The 21,745-nt window shown below is 37.9% G+C and carries 23 protein-coding genes, 1 rRNA gene and 2 other annotated features; all 24 genes read left to right on the forward strand.

Going from position 1 to position 21,745, the window contains the following annotated elements:
• Nucleotides 1–9 precede the first annotated feature (9 nt).
• The 24 genes from rrf (at nt 10) to rplJ (ending at nt 21,731) form a co-directional block, all read left to right on the forward strand.
• Nucleotides 10–125 (forward strand): 5S ribosomal RNA (gene rrf / locus LT143_RS18090).
• A 752-nt stretch (nt 126–877) separates the two neighbouring features.
• Nucleotides 878–1,546, forward strand: coding sequence for an MgtC/SapB family protein (locus tag LT143_RS18095; RefSeq protein WP_246945436.1), 669 nt, complete (start codon nt 878–880; stop codon nt 1,544–1,546).
• A gap of 136 nt (nt 1,547–1,682) precedes the next feature.
• On the forward strand, nt 1,683–2,144 hold the full coding sequence (locus tag LT143_RS18100) for a CtsR family transcriptional regulator (RefSeq protein ID WP_246945454.1): 462 nt from the start codon (nt 1,683–1,685) through the stop codon (nt 2,142–2,144).
• Between the two features lie 35 nt (nt 2,145–2,179).
• On the forward strand, nt 2,180–2,731 hold the full coding sequence (locus LT143_RS18105) for a protein-arginine kinase activator protein McsA (RefSeq protein ID WP_246945456.1): 552 nt from the start codon (nt 2,180–2,182) through the stop codon (nt 2,729–2,731).
• A 2-nt stretch (nt 2,732–2,733) separates the two neighbouring features.
• Nucleotides 2,734–3,831, forward strand: a complete 1,098-nt coding sequence (locus LT143_RS18110; protein ID WP_246945459.1) for a protein-arginine kinase McsB — start codon at nt 2,734–2,736, stop codon at nt 3,829–3,831.
• Entirely contained in the window at nt 3,828–6,272 is a 2,445-nt protein-coding gene (clpC, locus tag LT143_RS18115) for an ATP-dependent protease ATP-binding subunit ClpC (protein ID WP_246945461.1), read from the forward strand. The genes LT143_RS18110 and clpC overlap by 4 nt, the downstream gene beginning before the upstream one ends.
• A gap of 397 nt (nt 6,273–6,669) precedes the next feature.
• Entirely contained in the window at nt 6,670–8,043 is a 1,374-nt protein-coding gene (gene radA / locus LT143_RS18120; RefSeq protein WP_246945463.1) for a DNA repair protein RadA, read from the forward strand.
• 4 nt (nt 8,044–8,047) lie between these two features.
• Entirely contained in the window at nt 8,048–9,121 is a 1,074-nt protein-coding gene (gene disA, locus LT143_RS18125; RefSeq protein ID WP_246945465.1) for a DNA integrity scanning diadenylate cyclase DisA, read from the forward strand.
• Between the two features lie 176 nt (nt 9,122–9,297).
• On the forward strand, nt 9,298–10,383 hold the full coding sequence (locus tag LT143_RS18130) for a PIN/TRAM domain-containing protein (RefSeq protein WP_246945467.1): 1,086 nt from the start codon (nt 9,298–9,300) through the stop codon (nt 10,381–10,383).
• A 112-nt stretch (nt 10,384–10,495) separates the two neighbouring features.
• Nucleotides 10,496–11,182 carry a 2-C-methyl-D-erythritol 4-phosphate cytidylyltransferase gene (gene ispD, locus LT143_RS18135; protein WP_246945469.1) on the forward strand — a complete coding sequence of 229 codons (687 nt, stop codon included), beginning with the start codon at nt 10,496–10,498 and terminating at the stop codon, nt 11,180–11,182.
• 12 nt (nt 11,183–11,194) lie between these two features.
• Nucleotides 11,195–11,680, forward strand: coding sequence for a 2-C-methyl-D-erythritol 2,4-cyclodiphosphate synthase (gene ispF / locus LT143_RS18140; protein WP_246945472.1), 486 nt, complete (start codon nt 11,195–11,197; stop codon nt 11,678–11,680).
• Nucleotides 11,681–11,886: 206 nt separating this feature from the next.
• On the forward strand, nt 11,887–13,347 hold the full coding sequence (gene gltX, locus LT143_RS18145) for a glutamate--tRNA ligase (protein ID WP_246945475.1): 1,461 nt from the start codon (nt 11,887–11,889) through the stop codon (nt 13,345–13,347).
• Nucleotides 13,348–13,402: 55 nt separating this feature from the next.
• Nucleotides 13,403–13,628: a binding site (T-box leader), on the forward strand.
• A 101-nt stretch (nt 13,629–13,729) separates the two neighbouring features.
• A complete protein-coding gene (cysE, locus tag LT143_RS18150; protein ID WP_246945639.1) occupies nt 13,730–14,395 on the forward strand; it encodes a serine O-acetyltransferase in 666 nt (221 codons plus the stop codon).
• Nucleotides 14,376–15,776, forward strand: coding sequence for a cysteine--tRNA ligase (gene cysS, locus LT143_RS18155; protein ID WP_246945478.1), 1,401 nt, complete (start codon nt 14,376–14,378; stop codon nt 15,774–15,776). Before cysE ends, cysS begins: the two co-directional genes overlap by 20 nt.
• A 3-nt stretch (nt 15,777–15,779) precedes the next feature.
• A complete protein-coding gene (locus LT143_RS18160; protein ID WP_246945481.1) occupies nt 15,780–16,193 on the forward strand; it encodes a Mini-ribonuclease 3 in 414 nt (137 codons plus the stop codon).
• Nucleotides 16,194–16,937, forward strand: a complete 744-nt coding sequence (rlmB, locus tag LT143_RS18165) for a 23S rRNA (guanosine(2251)-2'-O)-methyltransferase RlmB (protein WP_246945484.1) — start codon at nt 16,194–16,196, stop codon at nt 16,935–16,937.
• A 5-nt stretch (nt 16,938–16,942) separates the two neighbouring features.
• Nucleotides 16,943–17,452, forward strand: a complete 510-nt coding sequence (locus LT143_RS18170) for an NYN domain-containing protein (protein ID WP_246945487.1) — start codon at nt 16,943–16,945, stop codon at nt 17,450–17,452.
• 101 nt (nt 17,453–17,553) lie between these two features.
• Complete coding sequence (gene sigH, locus LT143_RS18175; RefSeq protein WP_246945641.1) at nt 17,554–18,174, forward strand: RNA polymerase sporulation sigma factor SigH; 621 nt, start codon at nt 17,554–17,556, stop codon at nt 18,172–18,174.
• Nucleotides 18,175–18,258: 84 nt separating this feature from the next.
• Nucleotides 18,259–18,405: a 50S ribosomal protein L33 gene (gene rpmG / locus LT143_RS18180; protein WP_246945491.1), complete on the forward strand. Its 147-nt coding sequence runs from the start codon at nt 18,259–18,261 to the stop codon at nt 18,403–18,405.
• A 36-nt stretch (nt 18,406–18,441) separates the two neighbouring features.
• Nucleotides 18,442–18,624 (forward strand): preprotein translocase subunit SecE, encoded by a 183-nt coding sequence (secE, locus tag LT143_RS18185; protein ID WP_246945494.1) that lies wholly within the window; start codon nt 18,442–18,444, stop codon nt 18,622–18,624.
• A gap of 438 nt (nt 18,625–19,062) precedes the next feature.
• Nucleotides 19,063–19,596 carry a transcription termination/antitermination protein NusG gene (nusG, locus tag LT143_RS18190; protein WP_246945497.1) on the forward strand — a complete coding sequence of 178 codons (534 nt, stop codon included), beginning with the start codon at nt 19,063–19,065 and terminating at the stop codon, nt 19,594–19,596.
• Nucleotides 19,597–19,757: 161 nt separating this feature from the next.
• Entirely contained in the window at nt 19,758–20,183 is a 426-nt protein-coding gene (gene rplK / locus LT143_RS18195) for a 50S ribosomal protein L11 (protein WP_246945501.1), read from the forward strand.
• A 114-nt stretch (nt 20,184–20,297) separates the two neighbouring features.
• The gene (gene rplA, locus LT143_RS18200) at nt 20,298–21,002 is read left to right on the forward strand and encodes a 50S ribosomal protein L1 (RefSeq protein WP_246945504.1); all 705 of its coding nucleotides are present in this window, start codon (nt 20,298–20,300) and stop codon (nt 21,000–21,002) included.
• A gap of 41 nt (nt 21,003–21,043) precedes the next feature.
• Nucleotides 21,044–21,187 (forward strand) — a sequence feature (ribosomal protein L10 leader region).
• A gap of 43 nt (nt 21,188–21,230) precedes the next feature.
• Nucleotides 21,231–21,731 (forward strand): 50S ribosomal protein L10, encoded by a 501-nt coding sequence (gene rplJ / locus LT143_RS18205; protein ID WP_246945507.1) that lies wholly within the window; start codon nt 21,231–21,233, stop codon nt 21,729–21,731.
• Nucleotides 21,732–21,745: the final 14 nt, after the last annotated feature.

Below are 21,745 nucleotides of genomic sequence, written 5' to 3' on the forward strand. Positions count from 1 at the left end.
ATAAAATAGTTTGGTGATGATGGCGAAGAGGTCACACCCGTTCCCATTCCGAACACGGAAGTTAAGCTCTTCAGCGCCGATGGTAGTTGGGACTTTGTCCCTGTGAGAGTAGGACGTTGCCAAGCACATGTAAGAAAAAGTAGCTAATTATAGCTGCTTTTTTTTGTGTTTTCTTTGCTTTCGTGGAATTACGGAGTAACATTGTGAAATAAAGTAGAAAATCGTGAAATAACTAAACTTTCCGTGGAAATACCAACCAAAAAGCTGAAATAACGCATATTTCCGTGAAATCCCCAAATGGAGTAGAGCTGTGACTCCATTTGATAGTATACTAACGTACGCCCCGCGCGTATGAGATTCAAAAGTAACAAAAACTCCCCTTTCTTTATAAAAATTTTAACAATTTTAAACAAAAGCACCTTAAACATAGGCACTTTTTGAATAGACTGTTGCTTACGAATAAAAAAAGCAATAATATCTTAGATAAGAGCCTAAACATTACAATTTCGGCAAATAGTCGAACTTGTAGGTTACTGGTTAGATTACATTATTAGTAGCAGAGGCATTGCCTAGGTAGGAGTATAGTAAGACAGCTGTTAGATAGATCTCATTAGCCACACCTCATCTAAAAGCAATGCAAGGACCTCTAGATATACCCCACACACCACCATTCCCACTACCAATTATAAATCTACCTCATTAAATACTAAACTCACCCTAACTCGGTCTCAACAACACCCATTTAATAGACTCTATCCCCAAAGGACAACTCTATCATCTCTAGTTCCAAACAAATAGCGCCCAATTTCATGCAAAATGTCATAATAGCCTCTCTATGTTTATACGATAGTTTAAACACCAATAGGAGGACAGGAAGATGGATGTCATTTTACAAAATGAACTAGTTATTATAGTGGGACGCTTGTTGTTGGCTGTCTTATTGTGTGGCCTTATTGGAATTGAGCGCGAGGTGAATCAGCACCCTGCAGGATTTAGGACGCATTTGTTAGTGGGGGTGGGATCATGCTTAATGATGATATTATCCTTGTTTGGATTTGAATCGGTTATTGATCATGAAAATATACAGTTTGATCCTGCTCGTATTCCATCATATGTTATTAGTGGTATTGGATTTTTAGGAGCAGGAACAATCTTAGTCAAAGATTCGACTGTAAGGGGTTTGACAACTGCAGCCTCTATATGGGTGGTAGCCGGGCTTGGCTTAATTATTGGAGCAGGATTATATGAAGTAGCCATTATCACAACAGTCATTATTTTAGTGATTCTTATCCTACTTAATAGGTTTGAAAGTCAATTTTTACAAGGAAGAAGAAGAGCCACCATTGAAGTGATCTTATCTAGAGAATCTTTTGTAAAAGTGATTCAATGCATTAATCAGCATAGTGGGAAAATTAAGGTAATTTCAACCGATTTAGAAAATAAAAATGAGATAAAGATTAAGTTTGAACTGAGAGGAAAAAAGGAATTGGACATTATTAAGGAGCTATATTTAATTGAAGGGATACAAAATTTTACGAAATTATGATGTTCTCATCATGTTTTCGCCCATTTTTGGCTAGGATAGATGTAGGAAAAGGGTTGTTAGTTGAAAAATACAGGTAAGCTTTATATAATGATATTAAAGTCAAAGATAGTCAAAGTCAGAAAGGGCTGGGGGTTGAGTGAGGAATATATCAGATGTAATTGAACACTACTTAAAGCAAGTATTAGACGTTAGTAGAGATAACGCCATTGAAATAAAACGGAATGAGATTGCAGATAAGTTTCAATGTGTCCCTTCTCAAATTAATTATGTAATTAATACTCGTTTTACCCTTGAAAGAGGATATATCGTGGAAAGTAAGCGTGGTGGTGGAGGTTATATCCGAATTGTAAAAGTGGAAATTGATGACCGCACACACTTACTAGACCAAATCATGACACTCATTAATAAAGAGGTATCCCAGAGTAATGCAGAAGATATCATTGTTAGACTAGTCGAAGAGGAGATTATTACAGAGAAAGAAGCAAGAATAATGCTGAGTGTAATGGACCGTTCTGTTCTTTTACTAAATCTTCCTCATCGAGATGAGTTAAGAGCTCGTTTACTGAAATCAATGTTAAGTACTTTAAAGTATAAATAAATAGATCTTAAGTTTTTAGTTCGGGAGTGTGAGATATGGTTTGTCAGGAATGTCAGCAAAGACCTGCGACTTTGCACTTTACTAAAATAATAAATGGTGAGAAGTCCGAAATTCATCTTTGTGATCATTGCGCAAAGGAAAAAGGAGAACTATCCATGTTCTCTAATGGTGATGGCTTCTCATTTAACAATCTTTTAGCAGGACTTCTTAACTTTGAACATAAACCTTTTCAGAAGGATTCTTCTAATGCTTTTACCCCAACAGAGGTTATACAGTGTGAGCGTTGTAAGCTTACCTTTCAACAGTTTGCAAAGGTTGGGAGATTTGGCTGCTCTAATTGTTATAAGGCATTTCAACACCAGTTAGATCCTGTTATTCGTAGGCTTCACAGTGGAAACACGGTACATTCAGGTAAAATCCCAAAGAGGATTGGTGGAAGTATCCATGTGAAAAAGCAAATTAGCTTGTTAAGAGGAGAGCTAAAAGATTTAATTGAAAATGAAGAATTTGAACAAGCAGCTAAATTAAGAGATAAAATTAGAGAATTAGAGGCATCACTTGGTGCTCCAAAAGGGGAGGGACAGTAATTATGTCACTTCAACGATTTATTAAACAGGCAATAAGTCCATGGATGAGTCAAGAAGGTCCTGATTCTGACATAGTATTAAGTAGTAGGATAAGGCTAGCGAGAAATATTGAGAGCTATTCATTTCCGCTTATTTCTACAAATGAAGAAGCCAAAGAAATTATTCAACTGTTTGAAGAAAAATTTTTAAATAAGACTTCAGAAGAGAGTATTCATTTTGAGATATTGAAGATGAATGAGCTTCAACCCATTGAAAAGAGGGTATTAGTAGAGAAGCATTTGATTAGCCCTCACCTTGCAGAAGAGACCAACTTTGGTGCTTGTCTTCTTTCAGAGAATGAGGAATTCAGTATTATGATTAATGAAGAAGACCATATTCGAATTCAATGTTTGTTTCCTGGTCTTCAATTAACAGAGGCTTTAGAGGCTGCTAATCAATTAGATGATTGGATTGAAGACCACGTTGATTACGCTTTTGATGAAAAACATGGCTATTTAACAAGCTGCCCAACTAATGTAGGTACTGGTATGCGAGCATCTGTGATGATGCATCTACCTGGGCTAGTCATGACTCAACAGATGAGTAGGATTATTCCAGCTATTAATCAACTGGGCCTCGTCGTAAGAGGAATCTACGGAGAGGGCAGTGAAGCATTAGGAAATATCTTTCAAATTTCCAATCAACTGACACTTGGAAAAACGGAGGATGACATTGTTGAGGATCTAAAAAGCGTTGTTCATCAACTAATTGTCCAAGAGAGATCGGCAAGGGAAGCGTTAGTCAAGACGTCAAAGATTCAACTAGAGGACCGGGTCCATCGTTCATTCGGTGTACTTGCTCATGCTAGAATTATTGAATCAAAAGAGGCTGCTCGATGTCTATCGGATGTAAGGCTTGGAATTGATTTAGGTTTCATAAATGATGTTTCTAGTAATATACTTAATGAACTAATGATTTTAACACAACCGGGATTTTTACAGCAATATGCAGGTGGACCACTTCGTCCAGCAGAACGTGATAGTAGAAGAGCAACTATAATTAGAGAACGCCTAAAAATGGAGAAGAATACATTAGATAACGAAGGAGGCAAAACGATATGATGTTTGGACGCTTTACTGAACGTGCACAGAAGGTATTAGCATTGGCGCAAGAGGAAGCTGTTAGACTAGGACACAATAATATTGGGACTGAACATATATTGCTAGGACTTGTTCGTGAAGGTGAAGGGATAGCAGCGAAAGCTCTACAGGCGCTAGGACTGAGCCCTGATAAGATTCAACAGGAAGTAGAATCTTTAATTGGAAGAGGGCAAGATGCATCTCAAACGATTCACTATACACCTAGAGCTAAAAAAGTGATTGAGCTTTCAATGGATGAAGCTAGAAAACTTGGTCACTCTTATGTAGGTACAGAGCATATTCTCTTAGGACTGATCCGTGAAGGTGAAGGAGTAGCTGCGAGAGTTCTGAATAATCTTGGTGTTAGCTTAAATAAAGCTCGTCAACAGGTGCTTCAATTACTAGGTAGTAATGAATCGTCATCTGGTTCACACCAAGGCGGAGCATCTGTACATGCAAATACACCAACTCTTGATAGTCTAGCTAGAGACTTAACGGCAATCGCCAGAGAAGGAAGTCTTGATCCTGTAATCGGAAGAAGTAAAGAAATTCAGCGTGTCATTGAAGTACTAAGCCGTAGAACGAAAAACAATCCTGTTTTAATCGGGGAACCGGGTGTTGGTAAAACGGCAATTGCAGAAGGACTTGCTCAGCAGATTATTAATAACGAAGTGCCTGAGACATTACGTGATAAGCGTGTAATGACCTTGGATATGGGGACTGTAGTAGCTGGTACAAAATATCGTGGTGAATTTGAAGATCGCTTAAAGAAGGTAATGGATGAAATTCGCCAGGCTGGTAATATTATTTTATTCATTGATGAGCTTCATACTTTAATTGGTGCGGGTGGAGCAGAAGGTGCAATTGACGCGTCAAATATTTTAAAGCCGTCTCTAGCAAGAGGGGAGCTACAATGTATCGGGGCCACAACACTAGATGAATACCGTAAGTATATCGAAAAAGATGCAGCCCTAGAAAGACGTTTCCAACCAATTCAAGTAGATGAACCTACTTTAGAGGAATCCATTCAAATCTTAAAAGGTCTGCGCGACCGTTATGAAGCTCATCACCGTGTATCGATCACGGATGAAGCCATAACAGAAGCAGTTAAGCTATCTGACCGCTATATCACGGATCGCTTCCTTCCGGATAAAGCAATTGATTTAATAGATGAAGCCGCTTCAAAGGTACGTCTACGTTCTTATACAACGCCTCCTAATCTAAAGGAGCTTGAAAATCAGTTAGAGGAAGTTAGAAAAGAAAAGGATGCTGCCGTGCAAAGTCAGGAATTTGAAAAAGCAGCCTCACTTAGAGATACAGAACAACGTTTAAGAGAACAGTTAGAAGAAACAAAGAAGTCTTGGAAAGAAAAGCAAGGACAAGAAAATTCAGAAGTGACAACAGAGGACATTGCGTTAGTTGTAGCTAGCTGGACTCAGATCCCAGTATCTAAGCTTGCTGAATCTGAAACAGAGAAGCTGTTAAAGCTTGAAGAAATCCTTCACTCTCGTGTAATTGGTCAGCAGGAGGCTGTAGTAGCAGTATCCAAAGCAGTTCGTCGCGCAAGAGCAGGTCTAAAAGACCCTAAGCGTCCTATTGGCTCATTTATCTTCCTTGGTCCAACTGGTGTTGGTAAAACCGAGCTGGCTCGTGCTTTAGCTGAGTCAATGTTTGGTGATGAGGATGCAATGATCCGAATTGACATGTCGGAATATATGGAAAAGCATTCAACCTCCCGTTTAGTTGGTTCACCTCCAGGATATGTAGGATATGAAGAAGGTGGACAATTAACAGAGAAGGTACGTCGTAAGCCATACTCTGTTGTCTTATTAGATGAGGTTGAGAAGGCTCACCCTGATGTATTTAATGTTTTATTACAAGTACTAGAAGATGGCCGTTTAACAGATTCAAAAGGTCGTACGGTTGACTTTAGAAATACGATTGTCATCATGACATCCAATGTCGGGGCAGACACATTAAAGCGTAACAAGTATGTTGGCTTTAACGTTCAGGATGAAGGACAGGATTACAAGGACATGAAAGGTAAAGTTATGGATGAACTTAAAAAAGCCTTCCGTCCAGAATTCTTAAACCGTATTGATGAAATCATCGTGTTCCATTCGTTAGAAAAGAAACACTTAAGAGAGATTATCTCCCTAATGACAGAGCAATTAACGAAGCGTCTAACCGAGCAGCTTATTGATCTAGTTGTAACAGATGCTGCCTTAGATAAGCTTGCTGAAGAAGGAAATGACCTTGAATACGGTGCCCGTCCATTAAGAAGAGCTATTCAGAAAAATGTAGAGGATCGTTTATCTGAAGAGTTGCTAAAGGGTACCATTGAAAAGGGCCAAAAAGTAGAATTAGATGTTGAAAATAATGAATTTATTGTTAGACAAGTAGAGAAAACAACGATGATGTAAGAGGGCTAGTATAGCCCTCTCTTTTTATATGGCTCTTTTCTAAAACTTTGTTGCTTTTTAACCTATTTCTTCTGAAGTTAAGCTTACTTTTAACGATAAATGTAGCCTGTATCGTTTAGAAAAGGTAGTGGAATGGAGCTCCAGACACTTCCTCCCCGCGGAAAGCAAGTGTCTGGAGCGCATAGAACGACAAATTATTTACATTTAACTCACTAAGAGCAACAAATAATGCGAAAAGAGCCTTTTATATTTCCTTATGAACTTTGTGTTACTTAGAAGGGGTTGCAAGCCAAAAAAGAAAACGAAAAGCAAAGTTTTGAAAAGAGCCTTGATAAAAGATACAATAAGATATCATAAAATAAAGAATTGAATGGTAAGGTATAGAAAGGGAGAAAACATGGCGAAACGAAAAACCAAGTTTATTTGCCAAGCTTGTGGATATGAATCACCAAAATGGATGGGGAAGTGCCCAGGCTGTAGTGCATGGAATACATTTACTGAAGAAATGGAACCAAGTAAATCCGGAAGAAAGCTGACCTTTACAGCCTCTGTTGGCGAAGGAATGTCTAAGCCAATTAAGCTAAAGGATGTTGAAACCGTACAGGAGCCTAGAATTAAAACAGATATCACAGAATTTAATCGAGTACTAGGTGGTGGGATTGTTCGTGGCTCACTCGTTCTCATCGGTGGAGATCCTGGTATTGGAAAATCAACCCTTCTCTTGCAAATCTCATCTTACTTAGCCTCAAATCAAAGCGTCCTCTATATTTCAGGAGAAGAATCAGTTAAACAAACAAAACTAAGGGCTGAACGTCTTCATGTTTCGTCCGACTCATTATACGTACTTTCTGAAACCGACCTAGAACTTATTACGAAATCCATTGAAGATACAAATCCTTCATTTGTAGTAGTGGATTCTATACAAACTATATTCCACCCAGAAGTACAATCAGCACCGGGAAGCGTTTCTCAGGTGCGAGAATGTACATCAGAGCTTATGAGAATTGCTAAAACGAAAGGAATAGCCATCTTTATTGTAGGACACGTCACGAAAGAAGGAGCTATTGCTGGACCAAGGCTTCTTGAGCACATGGTTGACACTGTTCTCTATTTTGAAGGTGAGCGACATCACTCTTACCGTATTTTGCGAGCGGTAAAAAATCGTTTTGGATCTACCAATGAAATGGGTATTTTTGAAATGAAGGAAGAAGGGTTAGAAGAGGTATTAAATCCTTCAGAAATATTCTTAGAAGAACGTTCAAAAGGAGCAGCGGGATCAACGGTTGTGGCATCGATGGAAGGTACTAGACCTGTTTTAGTAGAGATTCAAGCTCTTGTATCTCCAACGAGCTTTGGAAACCCGAGACGAATGGCAACGGGTCTAGATGTAAACCGAGTATCACTTCTTATGGCCGTATTAGAAAAGCGTGTCGGATTACTCCTACAGAATCAAGACGCTTATCTGAAAGTAGCGGGAGGCGTAAAATTGGATGAACCAGCAATTGATCTAGCAGTTGCTGTTAGCATCGCTTCAAGCTTTAAAGATCAGCCTTCTTCTGCAACGGACATATTAATTGGGGAAGTAGGTTTAACTGGAGAAGTTAGACGGGTATCAAGAATAGAGCAGAGGGTACAGGAAGCGGCAAAGCTAGGATTTAAACGTGCTATTATTCCGGAAAAGAATATAGGCAACTGGAATGTCCCGGCTGATATACAAGTGGTAGGAGTTGAGCATGTTAAGCAAGCTTTACAACTTACATTAGGAGGATAGGTAAATGGAAGATTTCAAGCAGAGTGAAAAAGACATCACAGAGATTCTTCAATTTATCGCCCCAGGAACACCTATTCGTGAAGGCGTTGATAATGTACTGCGTGCTAAAACAGGAGGACTAATCGTTGTTGGATACAACGACTTAGTTCGCTCTGTCGTAGATGGTGGATTTTCAATTAATTGTCCGTTCTCACCGGCTCAACTTTATGAGCTGGCGAAAATGGATGGTGCCATTATTTTAAATGAAACGGGTGGTAAAATCTTATTTGCTAACGCGCAACTGATTCCTAATCCAACGATTCTCTCTTCTGAAACAGGAATGAGGCATCGGACTGCAGAAAGGGTTGCTAAGCAAACAGGAAGCCTTGTCATTGCAATTTCCCAGAGGCGCAATGTTATTACCTTATACCAAGGGAATTTTAGATATGCGCTAAAAGATATCGGGGTGATCCTAACAAAGGCAAATCAAGCGATTCAAACACTTGAAAAGTATAAAAGTGTCTTAGATCAAAGTATTACAAATTTAGGTGCGTTAGAATTTGAAGATTTGGTCACACTATCAGAAGTAGTACAGGTTTTACATCGTATTGAGATGGTTCTACGTATAAAGAATGAGATCTTAAGTTATATTGATGAATTAGGTGTAGAAGGAAGATTAATTCGTTTACAAATGAAAGAATTAATTGCCCACATTGAAGATGAAGCGGCCCTCTTAATTCGCGACTACTCCAATGTAGATAACACGGATCCTTATCCAATTGTTAAGAAGCTTCAAGTTCTTTCTAATTCGGAATTGCTAGATGATGGTGTAATCTTAAAGTTGCTTAAGTATTCTACCATTACGAATGTTGACGATCCTGTTACACCTAGAGGTTACCGAATTCTATACAAAATCCCTAGACTTCCCTTACCTATCATCATGAACATTATTGCTAAGTTTAGTCATTTAAGGAATATATTAAAAGCAACAACTGATGAGTTAGATGAAGTAGAGGGAATTGGAGAGGTAAGGTCGAAAAAGATAAGAGAAGGATTACGAAGATTACAGGAACAGCATTTTATCGATCGGCAAATGTAGATTCCTTCCCAGATTCAAGGCTTCACTTGCATTTGTAATTTTAGTTTTATTTGATAGCACAAAGACAACCTTTTTTACAAGACTATGTCAAAAATACAACATTTTTAATAAACTCTTGTAATAATAGGTTTCAAAGATGGCAAAGTGTTTATAATGAATAAATAGGAGGTGAATGTATGATAAAACGAGTAGTGCAACTAAGCTTTTTACTTGTCGGTGGAACATTAGGAGTTTTTTTTATACCGTCCTTATTTTCATTATTAGACGTGAATACTCATCCTTTTATGGAGTCTCCTTATACTAGAGCAGGTTTAGGTGCCATTATATTTTTTATCATCACATTTTGGTTAGTTGATTACGTAGTTGATTTTATTAAATGGATTGAAGAAGGTTTAGTAAAAGCACCCGTGGCTGAGGTGTTATTTGGAAGTTTAGGACTAGTTTTAGGTTTATTTGTTGCTTTTTTAATAGCAATTCCTCTTAAAACCATTGAGTTTGTTCTAGTAAATACGGTCATCCCAATCCTACTAACCCTATTATTAGGTTATTTAGGGTTCCAGGTTGGTTTCAAAAAGCGAGATGAACTTATAAATCTATTTTCAATTTCTAATAAAGGTAAGAAAAAAGAAACAGAAGAGGATACCGTTGAAAAAGGCGCACTGAAGATATTAGATACGAGTGTGATCATTGATGGTCGGGTAGCAGATATTTGCCAAACCGGATTTCTCGAAGGTACGATTGTCATTCCACAATTCGTCTTAGAAGAACTTCAACACATTGCTGATTCTTCTGATGTGTTAAAAAGAAATCGTGGGCGTCGAGGCTTAGATATCTTAAATAGAATTCAAAAAGAACTAGCGATTAAGGTTGAAATCTATGAGGGTGACTTCGAAGAGATACAAGAAGTTGATAGTAAGCTTGTAAAGTTAGCTAAACTTACATCAGGCGTAGTTGTCACAAATGATTTTAACTTGAACAAAGTATGTGAGCTTCAAAACGTAGCTGTTTTAAATATTAATGACTTAGCTAATGCCGTTAAGCCAGTTGTTCTTCCTGGTGAAGAGCTAAACGTACAAGTGATTAAAGATGGAAAAGAATATAATCAAGGTGTGGCGTATCTTGATGACGGTACCATGATTGTTGTTGAAGATGGCAGAGACTATATTGGTAAACGTATTGACGTTTTAGTAACAAGTGTACTTCAAACATCAGCTGGACGTATGATTTTTGCCAAGCCTAAATTACTTGAAAAGGCTTTGTAATCTTATAAAAATTTCTTTACTATATAGTAAGAATAACAAAGAGAAGGGATATTTCCCTTCTCTTTTCAAAGTCTTTGGCAGAGGTCAAAGTTGAAGCTTTTTAGGAGGAACTATGAAGTATAAAGTTATCATTCCTGCAGCGGGGCAGGGTAAACGAATGAGAGCCGAGCAGAATAAGCAGTTTATTCTACTAGGTGACCGACCCGTTATTATACATACATTATCTGTGTTTGATCAGGATGTAAATTGTACTGAAATCATCCTTGTGATTAATAACACTGAAATTGAAACGTTTAAAAAGCTTATTAAGGATTATCATATTAAAAAAGTCATTCATTTTGTTAGCGGTGGAGAAGAAAGACAGCATAGTGTGTATAATGGTCTAAAGCAAATCTCATCTACCAATGAGCTTGTGTTAGTTCATGATGGAGCAAGACCGTTCATTACCATAGATAAAATACATAATCTTATCAAGGAAGCTTCACAATCAGGAGCAGCCATCTTAGCTGTACCTGTAAAGGATACGATAAAAAGAGCAGAAAATGGTATAGTGGCAGAAACTGTTGAGCGGTCAAGCTTATGGTCCGTTCAAACACCTCAGGCTTTTCATGTCCCATTATTAGTAGAAGCCTATGAGGAAGCTTTTCATAATCAATTTGTAGGTACGGATGATGCGAGTTTAGTTGAAAACTTAAATAAACCAGTAAGCATTGTGAACGGAGATTACGATAATATAAAACTAACAACACCTGAAGATCTTCTTTATGGAGAAGCTATATTAAGAAAGCGACAGGTATAAGGGGGAACCATTATGTTTCGAATTGGACAAGGATTTGACGTTCATCAATTAGGAGAAGGATATCCACTCATCGTAGGAGGAATCACTATTCCATATGAAAAAGGGTTAATCGGACATTCAGATGCAGATGTATTATTACATACAATAGCAGATGCCTGTTTAGGTGCAATTGGAGAAGGAGATATCGGTAAACATTTTCCGGACACAGACCCTGCATTTAAGGGAGCGGACTCTGCAAAGCTATTATCTCATGTTTGGGAGCTTGTGGAACAAAGAGGGTATGTGCTTACAAATGTGGACTGCACCATTATTGCCCAAGCACCTAAAATGGCACCCTATATTGAACAAATGAAAAATAGAATAGCAGAGTTATTACACGCTACTCCAGAACAAGTTAATGTAAAAGCAACCACTACCGAAAAACTTGGTTTTACTGGTAGAGGAGAAGGAATTGCTTCTCAGGCGGTTGTCTTAATACAGAAGGCTGATTTGAAATAAAGCTCATTAACATAAATCTGTTCGTCTTGAATCAAGAGTAGTATGGAAAAAAGATGCATCTAATCTAAACAGGTGTTAAAATAGGCTGTATTAACGTTCGTTTAGGTATGGACTATTGTTCATTTCAAATTAGAAAATACAGCGTTGACTTCAGAAAAAGTAACTAAGGAAAGTTAGATAAATAGGATAACAGGACGGTGTAAGAAATGGAACTAAAAGAAATTCGTGTAAGATATGCACCAAGCCCAACTGGTCATCTACATATTGGTAATGCAAGAACGGCTTTATTTAATTATTTATTTGCAAGAAATCAAAATGGGAAATTTATTATTCGAATAGAAGATACCGATCAAAAGCGTAATATTGAAGGTGGAGAAGAATCTCAACTAAAATATTTAAAGTGGCTGGGTGTTGATTGGGATGAAAGTACAGATGTAGGTGGAGAGTACGGACCCTATCGTCAATCAGAGCGAAATGAAATATACCAAACTTACTATAATGAATTACTTGAAAAAGGTCTTGCTTATAAATGTTATTGTACGGAAGAAGAGTTAGAAAAAGAACGAGAAGAGCAAATGGCTAAAGGTGAAACGCCTCAATATTCAGGACGTCACCGTAACATGACAGAAGCAGAACGTGAAGCTCTTGAAAAAGAAGGTAGAAAACCTAGTATTCGTTTCCGTGTCCCTGAAGGAAAAGTATATCGCTTTAACGATATGGTTAAAGGAGATATTAGCTTTGAATCAGAAGGTATGGGTGACTTTGTCATTGTTAAAAAGGATGGGACACCTACTTACAATTTTGCCGTTGCTGTAGACGATCATCTTATGGGTATTACCCACGTTCTTCGTGGTGAGGATCATATCTCTAACACTCCTAAACAAATGATGATTTATGAAGCTTTTGGCTGGGAGATCCCAACATTCGGACATATGACGTTAATTGTGAATGAACAACGTAAAAAATTAAGTAAACGTGACGAGAGCATTATCCAGTTCATTGAGCAATACGAGGAATTAGGTTATTTACCAGAAGCATTGTTTAACTTTATCGGACTATTAGGATGGTCACCAGGCGGAGAAGAAGAAATCTTTAGTAAAGAGCAGTTTACTGATATTTTTGACCCAGCTAGACTATCTAAATCACCTGCAGTTTTTGATACACAAAAACTAGCGTGGATGAACAACCAATATATGAAGAAGCTTGATGTGGATCAAGCGGTTCAACTAGCTTTACCTCACTTAATAAAAGCGGGTAAGATAAAGGAAACTAGAACTGAAGCTGAAGAAAACTGGTTAAGAGGTCTTGTAGGGCTATACCAAGAGCAAATGAGTTACGGTGCAGAGATTGTTGAGCTATCAGAACTATTCTTTAAGACTGATATTGAATACGATGAAGAGGCTAAACAAGTACTAGCAGAAGAACAAGTCCCTGACGTAATGAAAGTGTTTTTGGCACAATTAAACCAACTTGAAGAATTCAGCGCAGAGAAAGTTCAAGCTGCTATTAAAGCAACCCAGAAAGAAACGGGTCAAAAAGGTAAGAAATTATTTATGCCGATCCGTGTGGCAACCACTGGCCAAACACATGGTCCAGATCTACCTAAAGCCATTTCTTTATTAGGTTTAGAAACCGTTACTAAAAGAATTGAACAACTTATTGGTTAACAAAATTGAAATAGTGTAATATAGTAACATAAGATTGATTTATAAGTTTTGATACGTGAAAATGTTGATGAGGAAAGTAAGTATAGGAACGTTCCTTTGCAGAGAGAACCATCACCGGCTGAAAGTGGTTCAGGAGCACTATAACTGAAATGCACCTCTGAGTCTTCTATTGAACAGTAAAGTAGATAGAAGCGGTACTCACCGTTATAAGAGTTAAAGTTGAGATGGCTACATACTAGCTGTCTAAACAGAGTGGAACCGCGCAATTAAGCGTCTCTGTGTTATATACACAGAGGCGCTTTTTATTTTAGTTCTGTGAAAAAGCTAAAAAATCAGGAAGAAGTTAGTCATCAAAGAAAAAGGAGGGAGTCACTTGTATCGTATGTTAAAAATGCTGAAAGAAGATATTCAAGTAGTATTTGAGCAGGATCCTGCAGCACGAAGCACGATGGAGGTTGTCTTAACATACTCAGGGCTTCATGCAATTTGGGCTCATCGTATAGCTCATGCATTTTATAAACGAAATATGTTTTTTATTGCAAGAAGTGTTTCACAAATAAGTAGATTTTTTACAGGTATAGAGATCCACCCAGCAGCAAAGATTGGTAGACGTTTTTTTATCGATCATGGAATGGGAGTTGTTATTGGAGAAACATGTGAGATAGGTCATAATGTGACCATCTTTCAAGGAGTGACTCTGGGCGGAACAGGTAAGGAAAAAGGAAAAAGACATCCTACTATCCAAGATAACGCGTTAATTGCAACTGGTGCCAAAGTGCTCGGGTCTATTACAATCGGTGAAAACTCAAAGGTAGGTGCTGGTTCTGTCGTCCTTCATGATGTACCAGCTAATTCAACAGTAGTAGGGATCCCAGGAAAAGTCGTCATCCAGGACGGTATTAGAATTAAGAATGATTTAGATCATTGTAATCTACCAGACCCAGTAGCAGATCGATTAAAAGAACTAGATCGTGAAATTCAAGCATTACAGTTTGAATTAAAGCAACTTAAAGAAGGGAAGATTGAAAGTGGCCATCCAACTCTATAATACACTTACTAGAAAAAAAGAATTATTTCAGCCTATTGAAGAAGGTAAAGTGAAGATGTATGTATGCGGTCCTACCGTTTATAACTATATTCATATAGGAAATGCCAGACCTGCAATCGTCTTTGATACGGTTAGACGTTATTTTGAATATCGTGGCTATGATGTACAATTCATCTCTAACTTTACAGATGTAGATGATAAGTTAATAAGAGTGGCCAATGAACTAGGGGAAGACGTACCAACTATAGCTGACCGATTTATTGATGCTTACTTTGAGGATGTTTCTGCTCTAGGTTGCAAAAAAGCAGACTATCATCCAAGAGTAACAGAAAGCATGGATATTATTATTGAATTCATTGAGAAGCTCATTGAAAAAGGATATGCCTACGAAGCGGAGGGTGATGTCTACTTCAAAACACGAGCATTTGAAGGGTATGGAAAGCTTTCTCATCAACCAATTGAGGATCTACGTTCGGGCGCAAGAATTGAGGTAGGAGAAAAGAAAATAGACCCTCTAGATTTTGCCCTTTGGAAGGATGCAAAGGAAGGAGAAATCTTTTGGGATAGTCCATGGGGGAAAGGACGTCCGGGCTGGCATATCGAGTGCTCGGCAATGGCGAAAAAGTACCTTGGTAATACCATTGATATTCATGCTGGTGGTCAAGACCTAACCTTCCCTCATCATGAAAATGAGATTGCTCAATCTGAGGCACTGAACGAGGAAACATTTGCAAGATACTGGATGCATAATGGGTATATCAATATCAATAATGAGAAGATGTCAAAGTCTCTAGGGAATTTCATCCTAGTGCATGACATTTTAAAAACAGTGAATCCTCAAGTACTAAGATTCTTTATGCTATCCGTTCATTATCGTCATCCGATTAACTTTAGCCAAGAACTAGTAGACAGTGCGAAGAATGGTTTTGAACGAATTATCACATCCTATGAAAATCTAAAGCATCGCCTGGAAAGTAGCACGAATCTTACTGTTGAAGACCAAGAATGGTTAGGGAAAATAGACAGAATTCGTGAAACGTTTATGGTGGAAATGGACGATGATTTTAATACAGCTAATGCTATTTCAGTATTATTTGAGCTATCCAAAACCGCTAATTTATATTTAATGGAAAAGACGACTTCAGAACAAGTGATTCAACAATTCATGGCTTTATTTGAAGAATTAATGGATGTATTAGGCTTAAGTTTACAAACAGAACATGAATTATTGGATGAAGAAATTGAAGATCTCTTACAAAAACGAATTGAAGCACGAAAAAACCGAGACTTTGCACTTGCTGATCAAATTCGTGATCAACTAAAGGAAATGAATATTATCCTAGAGGACACACCGCAGGGAACAAGGTGGAAAAGAGGATAATTGATGATAGAGAAGGGTATAAATGGAGATCTATTAAATAGTTTAGCACTGGCATATATGGGTGATGCCATATACGAAGCAAGTATAAGGCATCATCTCCTTCTAAAAGGAAGTGTAAGACCTAATCAACTACATCGTGAAGCAACAAACTTTGTATCAGCCAAAGCACAAGCATACATTGTCCATGAGTTTCTTAACAGACAGATTATTACGGAAGCTGAAGAGGCCATTATTAAAAGGGGAAGAAACGCGAAGTCGGGCTCTATTCCTAAGAATACAGATGTTCAAACATATCGTTATAGTACGGCTTTTGAAGCACTAATAGGTTACCATTACTTAATGAAAAATACAGATCGGCTACATGAGCTGATTGAGCTTTCAATCCAATTGATTGAAGAGAGGAAAGGGGGAAAATAAATGTCACAAGAAATAGTAATTGGAAAGAATCCTGTATTAGAGGCTTTACGCTCAGGTAGAGACATTAATAAAATCCTTATAGCAGAAGGAGCCTTAAAGGGGCAAACAGGTCAAATTATGCAACTTGCTAAAGAAGCAGGGGTCATTGTTCAGATTGCACCAAGAAAAAAACTGGATCAATTATATGATGGTAATCACCAGGGGATTGTTGCACAAGTAGCTGCTTATCAATATTCAGAGATTGACGATTTATTTCAACGTGCACGTGAGAAAGGGGAGGACCCATTTTTTATCTTGTTAGATGAAATTGAAGATCCTCATAATTTAGGATCTATCTTAAGAACGGCAGACGCAGCGGGTGCACATGGGGTAATCATTCCAAAACGCAGAGCTGTCGGTTTAACAGCAACAGTAGCAAAAGCATCCACTGGTGCTATTGAATATGTGCCGGTTGTAAGAGTGACAAACATGGCTAGAACGATTGAGGAATTAAAGGAAAGGGGAGTCTGGATTATCGGTACAGATGCTTCTGGTAAAACAGATTACCGCAAGATGGATGCAACCCTTCCACTTGGAATTGTCATTGGAAGTGAAGGAAAAGGGATGAGCCGACTCGTGCGAGATAAATGTGATTTTCTTATCCGTTTACCGATGGTAGGAAAGGTTACCTCACTAAATGCATCGGTTGCAGGAAGCTTATTAATGTTTGAGGTGCTTCGCAAAAGACAGCCTCTTGAGGAATAGGGTCTATGGATGTACTACTCGTTGATGGCTACAATATTATCGGTGCATGGCCTAAGCTAAGAGAGCTTAAACAAAATGACCTTTCAGCAGCTAGAGACCTACTCATTGAAAAAATGGCTGAATATAAAGCAGCGTCTGGATACAGAGTGATTGTTGTTTTTGATGCTCACCTAGTGAAGGGTATCGAAAAAAAGAAGAAAGATCATAAAGTTGAGGTCATATTTACAAGGGAAAGTGAAACGGCGGATGAAAGAATTGAAAAGCTTGCAAGAGAGCTAAAAAATGTAAGAACTCAAATACATGTTGCGACTTCAGATTATACGGAACAGTGGGTCATATTTGGACAGGGCGCTCTTAGAAAGTCGGCGATGGAACTTTTAAATGAGATGAATGTTTTTGAAAAACAAATAAAGACCACACTCCAAAAAAAGCATGAAAAAAGACCTTCTTCTAGGATTCAGCTTTCAGATGAAATGGCAGAAATTTTTGAAAAATGGCGCCGAGGAGAGCGTTGACCTGTTGACGCTGTCGAAAAGTCTACTGTATAATATTGCTAACTACTGTGTGAGAGTCCGGAGGGATAGGAGTGAGTTCATACCTCAAGGAAAGTGACAACATGAAGTTCGAAGAGTTAGAGGATGAGATTGTTGTTGATTATGTTCATCAAGGAAATGCAGAAGCGCTTGATTACTTAATCAATAAGTATCGTAATTTTGTGAGGGCCAAAGCACGCTCTTATTTTCTAATAGGAGCAGACCGCGAGGATATCATCCAAGAAGGTATGATTGGTCTTTATAAGGCAATACGTGATTTTAAAGAGGACAAGCTATCCTCATTTAAAGCGTTTGCTGAACTATGTATTACGAGACAAATCATTACCGCGATAAAAACAGCAACAAGACAAAAGCATATTCCTCTTAATTCATACGTATCATTAGATAAGCCGATTTATGATGAAGAATCAGATCGGACCCTTATGGATGTAATTTCAGGAGCTAAAATTTTAGACCCAGAAGAATTAATAATCAACCAAGAAGAATTTGATGATATTGAAGTGAAGATGGCGGAGTTGTTAAGTGACTTAGAACGAAAAGTGCTTGTCCTGTACTTAGATGGTCAATCCTATCAGGAGATATCAGAAGAATTAAATAGGCATGTCAAATCTATCGACAATGCTCTTCAACGGGTGAAGCGTAAATTAGAGCGCTACCTAGAGCTTCGTGAAATATCTTTGTAAAAAAGGCTTGTTGACATATATTTTCATGCTGTGATACATTTTTATAGATTAAAAGCTGTCTTAAATCTATAAGAAGGTGCTTTCATGAGGAAAAAAGTAGTACTAGCTTGTGAGGTTTGTTTTCATCGAAACTATTCAACCATGAAGAAAACGGATCAAGATACTAGACTTGAAATGAATAAATTCTGTAAAGCTTGTAATACTCACACGATACATCGTGAGACAAAATAGATTGACCGTTTGGAATATAGCTGGAGGTAATCAAACATGCAACGTGTGACGAAATTTTTACGTAATGTAGTTCGTGAAATGAAAAAAGTAAGCTGGCCTAAAAGAAAGGAACTTACTCGATACACTATTACGGTAGTTTCTACGGTTACATTCGTAGCTGTCTTTTTCGCAATCATTGATACGGGTATTTCTTCTTTAATTCGTTTAATACTTGAATAATTATGGTAAATTCATGGTATAATGTGGATAGAACTTGAGAAGCCTGTAAAAAAGCCCGTTAAACGGGTTTTTTAATTTGTCTTTTTTAAAGGCTGTTTCCGTATAGATGGTTGCTTTCGTTTTAGAAAGAGCCTTTTTAATTAACTGTTTATCGTTGTTTTAATTATTGTTAGTACACAATTTATACAACAGTAGTGAAATGGAGTGGCAGACACTTGACTCCTGCGGGGTAAAGAGGAAGGGTCGAGACCCCACAGGCGAAGCCGAGGAGGCTCGACTTTCTCCCCGCGGAAAGCAAGAGTCTGGAACGAAATGAGACGGCAGGGTTCTAACGAAAAAAAATAAATACAGCATAGTTGGCAAACTACAAGATTTACATAATAACGTTGAATTACAAGCAATATGATTTTTGGGAGGGAAGGACAAGCGTCCTAATACATGGAAAAACAATGGTATGTCGTTCATACTTACTCAGGCTATGAGAATAAAGTAAAAGCTAACTTAGAAAAGCGTGTAGAATCAATGGGGATGCAAGATAAGATCTTCCGCGTGATTGTACCAGAAGAAGAGGAAACAGAATTAAAGAACGGTAAAAAGAAGGTAACGAAGAAGAAAGTTTTCCCTGGGTATGTACTTGCTGAGATCATCATGACAGATGATTCTTGGTATGTGGTTCGAAATACACCAGGTGTAACAGGATTCGTAGGGTCGGCAGGTTCTGGCTCAAAACCAACACCACTTCAACCAGAAGAAATTGCGTTTATTCTTAAACGTATGGGTATGGAACAAACGAAAATTGATATTGATTTTGAATTAAAAGAAAGCGTGAAAGTTTCAGAGGGACCATTTGCTAACTTTACAGGTACTATTGAAGAAATTGATAAGATTAAGCACAAGGCAAAAGTACATGTAAATATGTTTGGTAGAGAAACTCCAGTGGAACTAGACTTCTCGCAAATTGAAAAAATCTAAAGATAAAACTTGAATTCAATTTTAAAAAGTGGTAATATTGCATAGGTCAATATGTCTTCAAATAGAAGACGATATTCGTCAAAATTCTTTTTGAGAAAAGAAGATGAGTGGGAGGGTAAAAACCCTATTACCACATCACGGACTTTAAGGAGGTGTGTCTCGTGGCTAAAAAAGTTATTAAATTAGTAAAACTTCAAATCCCTGCAGGTAAAGCAAATCCTGCACCACCAGTAGGTCCTGCACTAGGTCAAGCAGGTGTTAACATCATGGGATTCTGTAAGGAATTCAATGCTCGTACTGCTGATCAAGCAGGTTTAATTATCCCTGTTGAAATTACGGTATTTGAAGACCGTTCATTTACATTTATTACGAAAACTCCGCCTGCTGCTGTTCTATTAAAAGTAGTAGCTGGAATTCAGTCAGGTTCTGGTGAGCCTAACAAGAAGAAAGTTGCAACAGTTAAGCGTGATAAAGTTCGCGAAATCGCAGAACAAAAAATGCCTGACTTAAACGCAGCAAGCGTTGAAGCTGCTATGAAAATGGTAGAAGGTACAGCACGCAGCATGGGAATTGTTATTGAAGACTAATCCCGTGATTCTCTAATGGATGGTTAAGGTTGCGGATTTGGACATGTACCATTTCGCAACCTTTATTCGTGGGAGGAATATCCGTTAAAACCACAATCAAGGAGGAAAAGTAAAATGGCTAAAAGAGGTAAGAAGTATTTAGAAGCTGCAAAGCTTGTTGATCGCTCTAAAGCATACGCTGTTGCTGAAGCAGTGGAACTTGTTAAAAAGACAAGTGTAGCAAAGTTTGATGCAACTGTTGAAGCTGCGTTCCGTTTAGGAGTTGACCCTAAGAAAGCAGACCAACAAATCCGTGGAGCAGTTGTACTACCAAATGGTACAGGTAAGACTCAACGTGTATTAGTATTTGCTAAAGGTGAAAAAGCGAAGGAAGCAGAAGCGGCTGGAGCTGATTATGTAGGAGATGCAGATTTCATTAACAAAATCAACCAAGGTTGGTTTGAGTTTGATGTAATCGTAGCAACACCTGACATGATGGGTGAAGTTGGTAAACTTGGTCGTGTATTAGGACCTAAAGGTTTAATGCCAAACCCTAAAACTGGAACTGTTACATTTGATGTAACAAAAGCAGTTAACGAAATTAAAGCTGGTAAAGTTGAGTACCGTGTAGATAAAGCTGGTATCATCCATGTTCCAGTTGGGAAAGTTTCTTTTGACGATCAAAAGTTAGTTGAAAACTTTACAACTGTATACGATACGCTTTTAAAGGTTAAGCCTGCTGCAGCTAAAGGGACTTACATGAAGAACGTTGCATTAAGTTCTACAATGGGACCTGGAGTAAAGGTAGATCCTTCAACTTTCGTAGCTATCAAAAACTAATAGTTGACAATCAGCTATAATAGCTGTAATATATTAAATGTTGTTTAAAAACATTTATACCGTAGACAGTAGGTGCCATCTGGCTTAATTTCCTACCGAGGTGATTAGATACAGAAGCAAACTATTTGCTGTCTATAACTACCTCCATGTCTATATGATAAACATGGAGGTTTTTTAATACACCCAATTGATCGGTATATATGTAGTAATTTTACAGGAGGTGTAGAAATGAGCAGCGCAGTTGAACTGAAAAAACAAACTGTAACTGAAATTGCTGACAAGCTTCGTGAAAGTAAATCTACAGTTGTTGTTGACTACCGTGGATTAACGGTTGCGCAAGTAACAGAATTACGTAAGCAACTTCGTGAAGCTGGTATTGAGTTTAAGGTGTATAAGAACACATTAACTCGTCGTGCTACTGAAGAAGTTGGATTAGAAGGATTAAACGAATATTTAACGGGTCCAAATGCAATCGCATTTAGCTCGGAAGATGTTGTTGCTCCTGCTAAGATCATTAACGAATTCGCAAAGAAAAACGAAAAGCTTGAAATTAAAGCTGGTGTAATTGAAGGTAATATCGCATCACTTGAAGATGTTAAAGCTCTTGCTGAACTTCCATCTCGTGAAGGATTACTATCTATGTTACTTAGCGTACTTCAAGCTCCAATCCGCAATCTTGCTCTTGCTACAAAAGCAGTTGCAGATCAAAAAGAAGAACAAGGTGCTTAATCTAGCATCGTAAT

Origin of the sequence: Bacillus pinisoli (assembly GCF_023036475.1) — a bacterium.
GTDB lineage: Bacteria > Bacillota > Bacilli > Bacillales > SA4 > Bacillus_BS > Bacillus_BS pinisoli.